The following is a 12,602-nucleotide window of genomic DNA, read 5'->3' as shown; positions in this document are numbered from 1 at the left end:
CGTCAGGCGGATGCGCAGCAGCAGGGTGCGGTGGGCTGCGAGGAAGCGCGGCACCTGCGCCAGCGGAATTGCCAGGCCTTCGCTGTCGCCGGGGCCCACCGCGGTATAGCCGACCGGCTGGCGCGGCGGATCGAACGGCGGCTGGGCCGACACGCTGAGCGACAGGGTGTCCACGGCGAAGCCGGCGAGCAGGTCGTCGAGGGACTCGATCGACAGGTACAGCGAGCGGTAGGCGGGGTTGTCCTCGTAGGGATGGACGTCGGCGATGACCTGCTCGTAGAAGCGCTGCTCGAAACGCCGGTCGCTGTTCAGCTTGCGGAAGAACTGGATGAAGTAGTCGCGCACCTCCTGGTCGAGGTCGTCGCAGACGTGGCTGACCAGGTTCAGGTAGCGCGGCGAGCGGCGCTCGATGCCGGGGTCGAGCTGATCGATGCGGCGCTGCCAGGGGAAGCTTGCGCCGCTGCTCCGGTAATCGGCGTCCTCGACCTCCAGTGCGGCGCGGATCAGCTCCAGGGTATGCGGGTTCTTCGGCCCGCGGTCCTTCAGCGCCACGCTGGCGTGGTTCTCGCCGTCGACGATGGCGAAGGCGATCTCGCCGCGCGATTCTTCCAGGCGCCAGCCGGGCCTGGCGCGCTGGCGGACATCCAGTTCGAGGCTCAGGCGGCAGGCGTTGAGGTTCGCCGTGGCGATCCGCACCGTGCCGTCGCCGCCGGCTTCGTTGGCGATGGCTTCGACGCCGCTGTAGCCGACATTGCCCACCAGTACCGTGGCGAGCAGGCGGCCGGCGCCGTACCAGGCCTCGGCGCCGAACAGGTCGCGCTCGGCGAGTTGCCAGGAGTACGGCGAGCCCAGCTCCAGTCCCTTCAGCACCTGGGTGCCGGTCTGCCCGACGAAGCGGTTCCAGCCTTTCAGTACGCGACCGATGAAGGAGCGTCCCTTGTGCGCCAGCGGCGAGCCGAAGTTGGCCGGGGCGAGCATCAGGAAGCGCTTGACCGGCGCGCTGGCGGGGTCGAAGTGGCGGGTCAGCCAGTCGCGCAGCACCAGGGCGCCGGTGCTGTGCACCACCACGTCAACCGTGCGCGGTGCCCGCGACAGTCCCTGGGCGGTCCAGGCGCGATCCAGGGCGGCGGCGAGGTCGGCGTAGGTGACGTCGTCCTGCAGGGAGATCCAGTCGGCGAGGCGGATCTGCGTCGGCGCACTGCCGAACCAGGCTTCCAGCTGCTCGGCGAGGCGGCGGAACGACTTCGAATCGTCGCTCCAGCCGTGGACGATGACGATCGAACGGGGCATGTCCGGCATCCTCTGGGGCTGATCCGGGCGACTATAGATCATGCGCCGCGGCGACGTGCCCTGACCTGTGAAAACGTCTAGGATGCGGCGGTCGCCCCCGACTGCCGCCGGCGCGGCATCGCCAGCGCGTTGCTGCGGCAGGCGCGGGACGACTGTCGCGGCGACCGCCTGTTCACTTCCTGCAACCGCTCCAACCTGCCGATGCGGCGCCTGCTGGAGCGCGAGGGATTCCAGCCGAGCGGGGTGATCGACAACCTCGACGAAGGTGATCCGGAGCTGGTCTTCGTGCGTTTCCTCGCGCCGTCGCGCTGAGTCCCGGGCTCATTTCAGGTTGCCGGCGAGGAACTGGCGCAGGCGCTCGCTGCGCGGCGCGCCGAACACCTGGTCCGGCGTCCCTTGCTCTTCGATCACGCCCTGGTGGAGGAAGATCACATGGCTGGAAACCTGGCGGGCGAAGGCCATCTCGTGGGTGACCAGGACCATGGTGCGACCTTCCTCGGCCAACTGCTGCATGACTTTCAGCACTTCGCCGACCAGTTCCGGATCGAGCGCCGAGGTCGGTTCGTCGAACAGCATCACCTGCGGCTCCATGGCCAGGGCGCGGGCGATCGCCACGCGCTGTTGCTGGCCGCCGGAGAGTTCGCAGGGATACTGCCGTTCGACCTTCTCCGCCAGGCCGACCTTGGCCAGGTAGTGGCGCGCGCGGGCCACGGCGTCGTCGCGGTTCATTCTCAGGACGTTGACCGGGCACTCGACCACGTTCTCCAGCACCGTCAGGTGGCTCCACAGGTTGAAATGCTGGAAGACCATCGCCAGCCGGCTGCGGATCCTCTGCAACTGCCGGGGATCGGCGGCGCGCAGCTCGCCCAGGGCGCCGGGACGGGTGCGCAGTTCCTCGTCGCCGACGCGGATGCGCCCGGCACAGGGCTTTTCCAGGAAGTTGACGCAGCGCAGGAAGGTGCTCTTGCCCGAGCCGGAGGAGCCGATGATGCTGATCACGTCTCCCTTGCCGGCCCTGAGCGAAACGCCCCTGAGCACCTCATGGCTGCCGTAGCGCTTGTGGATGTCTTCGACCTGCAGGCTGTACATGCGCGTGTCTCCGGGAGAGGTCAGTGGGTTTGCGGTCTGAGGTAGGCCAGCCAGCGCAGCTCGCCGCGGCGGAACAGCCAGATCAGCAGGAAGGCGGTGCCGGCGTAGAGCGCGCCGGCGATGCCGAAGGACAGGAACGGCGCATAGGTGGCGGAATTGACGTCGCGGGCCACCTTGAGCAGGTCCGGCACGGTGGCGGTGAACGCCACCGAGGTGGAATGCAGCATCAGGATCACTTCGTTGCTGAAGTACGGCAGTGCCCGGCGCAGCGCCGAGGGCAGGACGATGCGCCGGTAGAGGGTGAAGCCGCCCATGCCGTAGGCGCGCGCCGCTTCCACTTCGCCGTGGGGCGTGTTCCTGATCGCGCCGGCGAAGATTTCCGTCATGTAGGCGCAGGTGTTGAGGACGAAGGCCAGTACCGTGCAGTTGAAGCCGTCGCGGAAGAACGCGTTGAGAAAGTCCTGGGCGCGTATGGCATTCAGGCTGTAGACGCCGGTGTAGAAGAACAGCAACTGGATGTACAGCGGGGTGCCGCGGAACACGTAGGTGTAGAGCCAGACCGGGTAGCGCAGCAGCGGGTTGCCGCAGGTTCGCGCCACCGCCAGCGGGATGGCCAGCAGGAAGCCAAGCGCCACGGCGAGGATCAGCAGCCACAGGGTCATCGCCAGTCCGGTCAGTTGCAGGCCGTCGGTCCACAGGTAGGCCTGCCAGTATTCGTCGAGTACCGCGTTCATGGCAGCGGCCTCCTGACGCCCAGCGAGCTGCGCCGCTCCAGCCACAGCAGCGCGGCGTTGGAGATTGCGGTGATGGCCAGGTAGATAAGCCCGCAGATCAGGGTGAAGTGGAAGAACTGCAGGGTGCCCTTGCCGGCGTCCTGGGTGGCCTTGACCAGGTCGCCGAGGCCGATGATCGAGACCAGCGCGGTGGACTTGACCAGCACCTGCCAGTTGTTGCCGATGCCCGGCAGGGCGTAGCGCAGCATCTGCGGCAGGAGTACCCGGCGGAACACTCGCCAGCGCCCCATGCCGTAGGCTTGCGCGGCTTCGACCTGGCCGGCCGGGACCGCCTGGAAGGCGCCGCGGAAGGTTTCCGTGAAGTAGGCGCCATAGATGAACGCCAGGGTGACGCAGCCGGCGGCGAACGGGTCGATGTCGACCTGGCCGATGCCGAGGGCGTCGGTGACGCGGTTGAGGAGGATCTGCAGGCTGAAGAACAGCAACAGCATGATGACCAGGTCAGGGACGCTGCGGATCAGCGTCGTATAGCCGCTGGCCAGGGCGCGCAGCGGGCGGTTGGCGGCGAGCTTGGCGCTGGCGCCGAGGAGGCCGATGAGCACGGCGCCGAGCAGGGAGCCCAGCGCCAGCTTCAGGGTCACCAGGGTGCCGGCGAGTATCTGCGGGCCGAAGCCGTCGAGGAACATTTCACTCTCCATTGCTTGTTGTTGTCGGTCGAGGTGAAAAGCGGCCGGACGCCGTTCAGGGCGCGCCGTAGAGGTCGAAATCGAAGTAGCGGGCGTTGATTCGCGCGTAGGTCCCGTTGGCGCGGATCGTCGCCAGCGCCTTGTTCAGGTCCTCGCGCAGCGCCACGTCTTCCTTGCGCAGGCCGATGCCGTCGCCGACCCCGAAGTAGCGAGGGTCGTCCAGCACCGCTCCGGCCAGTTCGAAATCCTTGCCGACCGGCTTGTCGAGGAAGCCGTAGCTGGCCTGCACCGCGCCTTGCAGCGAGGCGTCGAGGCGGCCCATGACGAGGTCGGCGTAGACCTGGTCCTGGTTCTGGTAGGAGACGACCCGCACCCCCTTGGCGGCCCATTCGGCCTTGGCGTAGGCCTCCTGGTTGGAGCCCTGGCCGACCCCCACGCGCTTGCCGCGCAGGCTCTCGGCGTCGGGCAGGAGCGCCGAGCCGCGGCGTACCACCAGGCGGCTCGGCGCGTTGGAGACGCGGTCGGTGAAGGCGATGTGCTGTGCGCGTTTCGGCGTGATGGTCATCGACGAGACGATGGCGTCGATCTTGCGCGACAGCAGCGCCGGGATGATGCCGTCCCAGTTGCTTTCGACCCATTCGCAGCGGGCTCGCAGCTCCGCGCAGAGGGCTTCGCCGATCTCGATGCCGAAGCCTGCCAGGCGGCCGTCCGGCTGCTTGTATTCGAGCGGCGGGTAGGTCGGGTCGACGCCCAGGCGCAGGACCTTGCCGGTCCAGTCGGCGGCGCCGGCCGGTGCGGCGAGGAGGAGGGAGAGGGTGATGCTGCCGAGGGTTCTTGTCATTGTGGTTGTCCTCTGTCGATCCGCGCGCGCCAGGCCGCGCGCCCGTTGAAAACCCTGGCTCAGGCCAGGAAGCGCTCGGCCAGTCGCACCCAGTAGCTGGCGCCGACGGCCAGGCAGTCGTCGTTGAAGTCGTAGCCGGGGTTGTGCAACTGGCAGCCGCTCTCGCCCTGGCCATTGCCGATCACCAGGTAGCTGCCGGGACAGCGTTCGAGGATGAAGGCGAAATCCTCGCTGGCGGTGAACGGCCGCAGTCCGTCGATCAGGCATTCCTCGCCCAGCCAGTCGCGGGCCACCTCGCGGGCGAACGCGGTCTGCCCGGGATGGTTGACCAGCACCGGATGGCAATGCCGGTAGTCGACCTCCGCCCGCGCGCCGAAGCTGGCGGCCTGGCCGCGGGCCAGTTCGCCGATGCGGCGCTCCAGCAGGGCACGGGTTTCCGCGGTCAGGGCGCGGACGCTGAGGATCATTTCGGCGCTGGCCGGGATCACGTTGGAGACCGTCCCGGCATGGATCGCGCCGACGCTGACGATCGCGGTGTCCTGCGGATCGACGTTGCGCGAGACGATGCTCTGCAAGGCCAGCACGATGGCGGAGCAGACCACCACCGGGTCGACGGTGCGCTGCGGCACCGCGCCGTGGCCGCCGCTGCCGATCACGCGGATGACCACGGTGTCGGCCGAGGCCATGAAGGGGCCGGGATGGAAACCCAGGTGGCCGACGGGGTATCCCGGGACGTTGTGCATGGCGAAGATGGCGTCGCAGGGGAAGCGCTCCAGCAGCCCGTCGTCGAGCATCGCGCGGGCACCGCCGAGGCCCTCTTCGGCAGGCTGGAAGATCAGTTGCAGGGTGCCGCGCCAGTGCGGCGACTCGACCAGGTGCCTGGCCGCGGCGAGGAGCATCGCGGTGTGGCCGTCGTGGCCGCAGGCGTGCATCACGCCGTCCACCTGGCTGGCGTAGGGCAGGCCGGTGGCTTCCTGGATCGGCAGCGCGTCCATGTCGGCGCGCAGGCCCAGCGCGGGGCCCTCGCCGCGGCACAGGGTGCCGACCACGCCGGTGCGACCCACCCCACGGCTGACCTGGTAGCCCCAGGCCTCCAGGCATTCGGCGACCAGCGCGGCGGTTCGCCGTTCCTCGAAACCCAGCTCCGGGTGGGCATGGATGTGGCGGCGCAAGGTAACCATCTCTTCCCGCAGCGCCGCGATGGCGGGCAGGACGGCAGGCTCGGTCATTCTTCTTGTTCTCCTCAAGGGCTCCGACCGGTGGGCGGCAGGGTGTTGTCGAAGCCGATGGTAGGCAAGCGGGGGACTGGCGGGGAGGCTCGCTTTGGCTATGATGACAACCTTTCGTTGTCACCTCGGTAAGCCCGTGAAACTCCACCAGTTGCAAGCCCTGGTCGCCAGTGCCGACGCCGGCGGCATCCGCGCCGCCGCCCGCGCCCTGGGGATTTCCCAGGCGGCCGTGACCCGCGCGCTGCGCGAACTGGAAACCGAACAGCATCTGCCGCTGTTCGTCCGCACGCCCAGCGGCCTGACCTTCACCGAATACGGCAAGGCGCTGCTGATCCACGCCCGGCTGGTGCTCAAGCAACTGGAGCACGCGCAGGTCGAACTCGACCACCTGCGTGGCCAGGCCAGCGGCCGGCTGTGCATCGGGGTGACGCCTTGGGTGGCGCTGACCTTCCTCTCGGAGGCGGTGCAGGCGTTCCGCGAGCGCATGCCGGAGGTGCGCCTGGAGCTTTTCGAAAGCCTGATGGCGGTGGCCCAGCCATTGCTTCGCGACGGCAGCATGGATTTCGCCATCGGCCCGCTGCACGGCGCCCAGGCGGCCCAGGAATTCGCCTGCGAGAAGCTGCTCGACTACGACACCGCGGTGCTGGTCCGCCAGGGGCATCCGCTGGCGGGTTGCGGCTCGATCCACGAACTGCTGGAACAGGATTGGGCGTTGAACTACACCGGCGACGGCCACGACACCCTGATGCGCGAGCTGTTCTGGCGCCACGGCGCCTTGATCGACGAGCGGCGCATCGTCCGTGCGCACTCCGTGGCTATCCTGCAGACCCTGGTGGAGCAGGCCGACATGTGCACCTGGGTGCCGGCGATCATCGGCGCCGCCCCGCCGTTGCTCGGCCGGGTAGTGCCGCTGGCGCTGCGGGAAACCTTCGAGCCACGGCGGCTGGGCATCATCACCCGGCGCGGCGGCGCCCTCAGCAATCCGGCGCAATGCTTCGTCGAGTGCCTGCTGCAGGTGATCCGCCGCCACGCCCGCTCGGCGAAGAAGGATGACCGGCGCCTGTTCGAAACCCTGCGCCTGCTAGTCTGATTCCTACTGGCACGGACGTACGGTCGCTCAAGATCGGTCGTGCTGCGACCGATAGCCTGGAAAGCCACGAGCGAGGATGCCGGCATGCTGCAATGGTTCGCTAACCTATCGTTCCGCAGGAAAATCGCCCTGCCGATCCTCTTGCTGGCGGTGCTTCTGCTGCTGGTGGGCGCGCTCGGCGTGCATGGCATCGCCCAGCAGAACGAATCCAACCAGCGCCTGGGCAAGCGTTTTCTCCCCGGCATCGCCCTGCTGCTCAACGCCGACCGCGATCTCTACCAGGCCTTCGTCGCCGAGCGCAGCCTGCTCGATAGCCTCCTGAACGCCGAGCAGATCGCCGGCCTGAGGAACGATCACGCGGAAAACCTGCAGCAGGCCCTGGATCGGGTGCGCCAGTACGCGGCGATGCAGCCGGGCGAGGCGGAACTGGCCAAGGTCGCCGAGTTCGAGCGCGGCTATGCCCTCTGGAGCGCGACCTCGGCGCGGGTGCTGAGCCTGGCGGCCAGCGATCCGAGCGCCGCGGCGCAGCTCAGCTACGGTGACAGCGATCGCCAGTTCGGGGCGATGCGCGAGGTGATCAACCAGCTCGACGAGATGGAAGAGGCGGCCGCGGCCGCCGACGGCGAGGCGTCCTCCGCGCTGGGCGAGCGGCACCGCTGGCAGCAGGTGGCGCTGGTGGCGTTCGGCCTGCTGGTGTGCCTGTCGCTGGTGCTGGTGTTCCCCGGCCTGGTGACCCGTCCGTTGCAGCGCCTGCTGCAACGCCTGGAAGAGATCGCCAACGGCGATGGCGACCTGCGCGTGCGCCTGGAGGTCACTTCGCGCGACGAACCCGGCCGCCTCGGCAGCGCCTTCAACGCCTTCCTCGACAAGTTGCAGCCGCTGATCCGCGAGGTCGGCCGGGTCACCGGCGAGGTCGCCGATTCCGCCGGTTCGCTGGCCGGCATGACCGCCGCTAACGATCGTCTGATCAACAGCGAGCACGCGTCGGTGGACCAGGTCAGCACCGCCGCGACGCAGATGAGCAGCGCCGTCCACGAGGTGGCGCGCAACGCCCAGAGCGCCGCGCAGGTGGCCCATGACGCCCGCCGGCAGGCGCGCGAGGGCGCCAACGTGGTGGAAGCGACCATCGAGGTGATCCGCCAGTTGGCGCAGGAAGTGGAGAGCAGTTCCGAGAGCATCCAGCAACTGGCCCAGGAAACCGCCAGCATCGACGCGGTGCTGACAGTGATCAAGGGCATCGCCGAACAGACCAACCTGCTTGCCCTCAACGCCGCCATCGAGGCCGCGCGGGCCGGCGAGCAGGGTCGCGGTTTCGCCGTGGTGGCCGACGAGGTGCGGGCGCTGGCGGCGCGCACCCAGGATTCGACCAAGGACATCCAGGCGCGCATCGAGCGCCTCCAGGCCGGGGTGCAGAACGCCGTGCGGGCCATGCAGTCGGGCAGCCTCAAGGCGCGCGACAGCGTCGAGCGCGCCGCCGGGGTCGACGGCGTGCTGGCGGCCACCGGCGACGCGGTGGGGCGGATCAACGACCTCGCCGCGCAGATCGCCTCGGCCTGCGAGGAGCAGAGCCGGGTGATCGACGAAATCGCCCGCAACATCAGCGAGGTGCGCGAGCTTTCCGCCCAGGCGGCGGAACATTCGGAGCAGGGTACCGGGGCCAGCCGCCGGCTGTCCGAGCTGTCCTCGGAACTGGCGCGGCTGGTCGGGCGTTTCCGCGTCTGAAGCGCCGCCGCCTAGCGCGGCGCCAGCCAGATCGCCACGCCGGCCAGTGCCGCCGGGACCAGGAAGACCAGCAGCAGGATCGGCAGTTCTTCGCGCAAGCCGTAGCCGGCGTGCTGGACGCCGACCCACAGGTTGACCAGCGCGACGGCCAGCCAGGTCGGCAGGAACAGGCCGGCAGCGGGCGCCGGTCCGGCCTCCCAGAGTTCGCCGAAGAGCAGGAACAGGCCGAGCAGGATGATCCCGCCGGCGATTACCAGGGTCACGTGCATGGGGTCTTTCCCGGACAGGTGCCGGTCGCCGTGGCGGCGACCGGGACGCTGGGTCACTTGGTGGTGTAGCCGCCGTTGATGAGGATGGTCTGGCCGGTGATCCACCAGCCTTCGCTGACCAGGTGGCGGATGAACGGCACCACGTCCTCGATGTCGGTCAGGCCGGTCCTGGAGAAGGGCGACAGCGCCGCTGCGGTCTTGTGGTAGGCCACCGCGTCGGCGCCCTCGGCGGGATAGAAGAAGGGCGTGTCCATCGGACCCGGGCCGACCGCGGTGACCGAAATGCCGCGCGCGCCGAATTCCTTGGAGGCGGCGCGGGTGAAGTGCTCCACCGGCGCCTTGGTGCCGGCATAGGCGGCGTAGTACGGGGTATAGGCGCCAAGCAGGGAGGTCACCAGGGTGCAGATCTTGCCGTTGTCGTTGACGTGCTTGCCGGCTTCGCGCAGGAAGAAGAACGCAGATTTGGCATTGACCGCGCTCATCTCGTCGTATTCGGCCTCGCTGATCTCGGTGAAAGGCTTCTTCAACACCTTGCCGACGGTGTTGATGGCGATGTCCGGCTTGCCCACCGCGGCGATGGCGTCGGCGAACAGCTTTTCCATGGCCGCGGCGCTGGTGAGATCGCCCTGCAGCGCTACCGCCTTGGCCCCGGCTGCCTGCAGCGCGGCGACGGTGGCGTCGGCGTCGGCCTTGCTCGCGGCGCTGTTGTAGTGGATGGCGATGGCCTTCGCGCCGTGGGCGGCGAGATCGCGGGCGATCAGCCCACCCAGGTTCTTGGCGCCGCCGGTGACGAGTACGGTCTTGCCTTTGATGGAGTGGTCGACCATGGGGTGTTTCTCCTGCGGTGAGTGGAGAACCCAGTCTAGGGAGGGCGGCCTTGCGGAGTAATCGTGGCGGCCTGGATAGATTGTCCAGAAACGCCGATCAATTCCCGCCTCCGGAGGAGCGCAGCCGGCTGCACGAATCTTCTAGAACCCCGGGACGGGCGCGTTATAGTCGCGACGACGAAACCAACGAGTGGGAAGACCTGACGCACGATGGGCAGCCGAGACTGGATCGACCTGGCCCGCGACGCCGAGACCGGGATCGAGACCCTGCGCGCCCATTTCGAGGGCCACGCCTACGATCCGCATTGGCACGACAGCTACCTGATCGGCTACACCGAGATCGGCGTGCAGCAATTCAACTGCCGCCGACGCCGACACGACAGCACCGCCGGCCAGGTATTCCTGGTCGAGCCGGGGGAGATCCACGACGGCCGCGCGCCGATCGCCGGCGGCTTCACCTACTCGATGCTGTACCTGCAGCCGGACTGGTTGCGGCGCGAACTGCGGGCGACCTTCGACGACGCGCCCAGCGACCGCGATCCCGGCTTCCACGCCAACCTCACCGAAGACCCGCGCCTGACCCTGGCCATCGCCCAGGCCTTCCGCGTCCTGCATGGCCGCGAGCTGCGACTGCTGCGGCAGACCGCCCTGGAGCTGGTGCTGGAGCGGCTGCGCGTGCACCTCGGCTGGCGCGAGGCGAAGCCGTTCGATCCGCGCCTGCCGCTGGTGGCGCAGAAAGCCCGCGACTACCTGCATGCGCACTTCTACCAGGACATCGGCCTGGACGAGCTGGCCAGCGCCTGCGGTACCGACCGCTTCCGCCTGAACCGTGCATTCAAGGCCGCCTACGGCTTGCCACCCTACGCCTACCTGGTCCAGTTGCGGCTGGCCAAGGCGCGGCAGATGCTCGCTGTCGGCGGGCAACCGGCGGACCTCGCCAGCGCCCTCGGCTTCGCCGACCAGAGCCATCTCGGCCGCTGGTTCCGGCGCGCCTACGGGATGACTCCGGCGGCCTACCGCAGGCAGTGCACCCAGCTTCCAGACTGAGGCCCGGTGCGCCGCCAGGATGAAGGCTCCCCCGCCACAGGAGCCCGTCCATGCAATCCCTCGCGCCCTTCCTGCTGTTCGCCGTCGTCGCCTCGATCACCCCCGGACCGACCAACATCCTGGTCCTGAGCAACAGCCAGCGCCACGGCCTGGCCGCCGCCTGGCCGATCGTGCTCGGCGCCTGCGCGGCGGTGGCGGCGCTGATCCTGCTGCTCGGGCTCGGCCTGGGCGAGCTGCTGCGGCGCCACCCGTTGCTCCAGCAGGGGCTCGCCTGGCTTGGCGTCGGCTGGCTCAGCTACCTGGCCTGGAGCCTGTTCCGCAGCGCGGGCGGCATCGACGGCGCGGAGCCGCCGCGGCGCCTCGGCGTGCTCGGCGGCGCGGCGTTGCAACTGGTCAATCCCAAGGCCTGGATGATGGCCCTCGCCGCGCTGGCGCTGTTCGCCGGGGAAGGCGCCGGACAGGCCGGGCGGATCGGCCTGCTGGCGTTGCTGTTCTTCCTGGTTTCGCTGCCGTGCCTGGCCAGCTGGGCCTTGCTCGGCGTCGGCAGCGCGCGGCTGCTGCGCTCGCCGTCGCTGATGAAGCGCTTCAACCAGGGCATGGCGCTGTTGCTGCTGGCCTCGGCCTGGGCCGCCCTGCTGCTCTGAGGCGGTCCGGTAGCTTCCTGACAAACCTGTGGGTTGGTACGCCGGGCCCGGGTTGGCTATGGTGGGACGATCCGTAGCCATGGCGCGGTCGCCGTCAGCACGCCGCGCAAGGAACCTCCATGTTGAAACCCGACATCACTGCCTTCTTCGACCCGGCCACCTCCACCTACAGCTATGTGGTGCGCGACCCGTCCAGCCGCGCCTGCGCCATCGTCGACCCGGTGCTCGACTACGACCCGGCCGCCGGGCGTACCAGCCATGCCAGCGCCGAACGCCTGATCGCCCACGTTCGCCAGCACGACCTGCAGGTGGAATGGCTGCTGGAGACCCACGTGCACGCCGACCACCTGTCGGCGGCCATCTTCCTGCAGCGCGAACTGGGCGGGCGCCTGGCCATCGGCGCGCGAATCACCCAGGTGCAGGCGAAATTCTCCGGCCTGTTCAACCTGGGCGAGGCGTTCCCGGTGGACGGCCGCCAGTTCGAGCACCTGTTCGAGGACGGCGAGTCGTTCCGCATCGGCGCCCTGGAATGCCGCGCGCTGCATACCCCGGGGCATACCCCGGCGTGCATGACCTACCTGGTCGGCGACAGCGCCTTCGTCGGCGATACCCTGTTCATGCCCGACTACGGCACCGCCCGCTGCGATTTCCCCGGCGGCGACGCGCGCCAGCTGTATCGCTCGATCCAGCGCCTGTTCGCGCTACCCGACGCGACCCGCCTGTTCATGTGCCACGACTACACGGCTCCCGGCCGCGACGACCACCGCTGCGAAACCAGCGTCGGCGAGCAGCGCCGGCACAACGTGCACGTCCGCGAAGGCGTCGACGAGGAGGCGTTCGTCGCCATGCGCCAGCAGCGCGATGCCACCCTCGGCATGCCGTCCCTGATGCTGCCGGCGATCCAGGTCAACATGCGCGGCGGCAACCTGCCGCCGGTGGAAGGCAACGGGGTGCGTTACCTGAAGATCCCGCTGGATCTGTTCTGATCAGCTGCGGCGACGCAGCAGGAGAATGAAGAACAGCCCACCGATGGCCGCGGTGGCGATGCCGATGGGCAGGTCCTGGGGGGCGATCAGGGTGCGCGCGGCGACATCCATCCAGACCAGGAACAGCGCGCCGAGCAGGGCGCACACC

General features: G+C 69.0%; 14 protein-coding genes and 1 pseudogene. 6 read left to right on the top strand and 9 right to left on the bottom strand.

Features of this window, described 5'->3' with window-relative positions; all coding sequences use genetic code 11:
- The coding region (locus FFS27_RS18255; RefSeq protein WP_132466563.1) for an esterase/lipase family protein at positions 1-1,290 on the bottom strand (1,290 nt) is incomplete at its 3' end.
- 99 nt (positions 1,291-1,389) lie between these two features.
- Between FFS27_RS18255 and FFS27_RS18250 the strand changes: the two are divergent.
- Positions 1,390-1,602: pseudogene (locus tag FFS27_RS18250) on the top strand (GNAT family N-acetyltransferase); the annotation flags it as partial.
- A 9-nt stretch (positions 1,603-1,611) separates the two neighbouring features.
- On the opposite strand, the gene FFS27_RS18245 reads toward FFS27_RS18250, so the two are convergent.
- From FFS27_RS18245 to FFS27_RS18225, 5 genes are read right to left on the bottom strand one after another with little or no spacing between them, the layout of a single operon-like run.
- Entirely contained in the window at positions 1,612-2,379 is a 768-nt protein-coding gene (locus tag FFS27_RS18245) for an ABC transporter ATP-binding protein (protein ID WP_003091036.1), read from the bottom strand.
- A 20-nt stretch (positions 2,380-2,399) separates the two neighbouring features.
- Entirely contained in the window at positions 2,400-3,113 is a 714-nt protein-coding gene (locus FFS27_RS18240) for an ABC transporter permease (RefSeq protein ID WP_003091035.1), read from the bottom strand.
- Positions 3,110-3,799 carry an ABC transporter permease gene (locus tag FFS27_RS18235; RefSeq protein WP_021265020.1) on the bottom strand — a complete coding sequence of 230 codons (690 nt, stop codon included), beginning with the start codon at positions 3,797-3,799 and terminating at the stop codon, positions 3,110-3,112. The genes FFS27_RS18240 and FFS27_RS18235 overlap by 4 nt, the downstream gene beginning before the upstream one ends.
- Before the next feature lie 55 nt (positions 3,800-3,854).
- On the bottom strand, positions 3,855-4,640 hold the full coding sequence (locus tag FFS27_RS18230) for an ABC transporter substrate-binding protein (protein WP_022580239.1): 786 nt from the start codon (positions 4,638-4,640) through the stop codon (positions 3,855-3,857).
- A 59-nt stretch (positions 4,641-4,699) separates the two neighbouring features.
- Complete coding sequence (locus FFS27_RS18225; protein ID WP_003114014.1) at positions 4,700-5,869, bottom strand: M20 aminoacylase family protein; 1,170 nt, start codon at positions 5,867-5,869, stop codon at positions 4,700-4,702.
- Between the two features lie 100 nt (positions 5,870-5,969).
- Between FFS27_RS18225 and FFS27_RS18220 the strand changes: the two genes are divergently transcribed.
- A complete protein-coding gene (locus FFS27_RS18220; RefSeq protein WP_003130750.1) occupies positions 5,970-6,959 on the top strand; it encodes a LysR family transcriptional regulator in 990 nt (329 codons plus the stop codon).
- Positions 6,960-7,043: 84 nt separating this feature from the next.
- Complete coding sequence (locus tag FFS27_RS18215; RefSeq protein WP_003091029.1) at positions 7,044-8,681, top strand: methyl-accepting chemotaxis protein; 1,638 nt, start codon at positions 7,044-7,046, stop codon at positions 8,679-8,681.
- Positions 8,682-8,692: 11 nt separating this feature from the next.
- Here the strand turns inward: FFS27_RS18215 and FFS27_RS18210 are convergent, their stop codons facing one another.
- Both FFS27_RS18210 and FFS27_RS18205 read right to left on the bottom strand, forming a co-directional pair.
- Positions 8,693-8,950, bottom strand: coding sequence for a hypothetical protein (locus FFS27_RS18210; RefSeq protein WP_003091028.1), 258 nt, complete (start codon positions 8,948-8,950; stop codon positions 8,693-8,695).
- 53 nt (positions 8,951-9,003) lie between these two features.
- Entirely contained in the window at positions 9,004-9,777 is a 774-nt protein-coding gene (locus FFS27_RS18205; RefSeq protein ID WP_003091027.1) for an SDR family oxidoreductase, read from the bottom strand.
- Between the two features lie 210 nt (positions 9,778-9,987).
- Between FFS27_RS18205 and FFS27_RS18200 the strand changes: the two genes are divergently transcribed.
- From FFS27_RS18200 to FFS27_RS18190, 3 genes are all read left to right on the top strand, one after another.
- Positions 9,988-10,824: an AraC family transcriptional regulator gene (locus tag FFS27_RS18200; RefSeq protein WP_003091026.1), complete on the top strand. Its 837-nt coding sequence runs from the start codon at positions 9,988-9,990 to the stop codon at positions 10,822-10,824.
- Between the two features lie 50 nt (positions 10,825-10,874).
- Positions 10,875-11,468 (top strand): LysE family translocator, encoded by a 594-nt coding sequence (locus FFS27_RS18195; protein WP_014603924.1) that lies wholly within the window; start codon positions 10,875-10,877, stop codon positions 11,466-11,468.
- A 119-nt stretch (positions 11,469-11,587) separates the two neighbouring features.
- Complete coding sequence (locus tag FFS27_RS18190; protein ID WP_021264990.1) at positions 11,588-12,454, top strand: MBL fold metallo-hydrolase; 867 nt, start codon at positions 11,588-11,590, stop codon at positions 12,452-12,454.
- Here FFS27_RS18190 and FFS27_RS18185 read toward each other — a convergent pair.
- The coding region (locus FFS27_RS18185; protein WP_171019205.1) for an iron chelate uptake ABC transporter family permease subunit at positions 12,455-12,602 on the bottom strand (148 nt) is incomplete at its 5' end.

Origin of the sequence: Pseudomonas sp. 2VD, assembly GCF_005503585.1 — a bacterium.
GTDB lineage: Bacteria > Pseudomonadota > Gammaproteobacteria > Pseudomonadales > Pseudomonadaceae > Pseudomonas > Pseudomonas aeruginosa.
Note: the sequence above shows the minus strand (reverse complement) of the source record. Positions and strands in the feature narration are given on the sequence as shown.

Bases quoted from the DNA above. Each gene is read 5' to 3' on its own strand.
- FFS27_RS18245 (WP_003091036.1), bottom strand. From the start codon at position 2,379: ATGTACAGCCTGCAGGTCGAAGACATCCACAAGCGCTACGGCAGCCAT.
- FFS27_RS18240 (WP_003091035.1), bottom strand. From the start codon at position 3,113: ATGAACGCGGTACTCGACGAATACTGGCAGGCCTACCTGTGGACCGAC.
- FFS27_RS18235 (WP_021265020.1), bottom strand. From the start codon at position 3,799: ATGTTCCTCGACGGCTTCGGCCCGCAGATACTCGCCGGCACCCTGGTG.
- FFS27_RS18230 (WP_022580239.1), bottom strand. From the start codon at position 4,640: ATGACAAGAACCCTCGGCAGCATCACCCTCTCCCTCCTCCTCGCCGCA.
- FFS27_RS18225 (WP_003114014.1), bottom strand. From the start codon at position 5,869: ATGACCGAGCCTGCCGTCCTGCCCGCCATCGCGGCGCTGCGGGAAGAG.
- FFS27_RS18220 (WP_003130750.1), top strand. From the start codon at position 5,970: ATGATGACAACCTTTCGTTGTCACCTCGGTAAGCCCGTGAAACTCCAC.
- FFS27_RS18215 (WP_003091029.1), top strand. From the start codon at position 7,044: ATGCTGCAATGGTTCGCTAACCTATCGTTCCGCAGGAAAATCGCCCTG.
- FFS27_RS18210 (WP_003091028.1), bottom strand. From the start codon at position 8,950: ATGCACGTGACCCTGGTAATCGCCGGCGGGATCATCCTGCTCGGCCTG.
- FFS27_RS18205 (WP_003091027.1), bottom strand. From the start codon at position 9,777: ATGGTCGACCACTCCATCAAAGGCAAGACCGTACTCGTCACCGGCGGC.
- FFS27_RS18200 (WP_003091026.1), top strand. From the start codon at position 9,988: ATGGGCAGCCGAGACTGGATCGACCTGGCCCGCGACGCCGAGACCGGG.
- FFS27_RS18195 (WP_014603924.1), top strand. From the start codon at position 10,875: ATGCAATCCCTCGCGCCCTTCCTGCTGTTCGCCGTCGTCGCCTCGATC.
- FFS27_RS18190 (WP_021264990.1), top strand. From the start codon at position 11,588: ATGTTGAAACCCGACATCACTGCCTTCTTCGACCCGGCCACCTCCACC.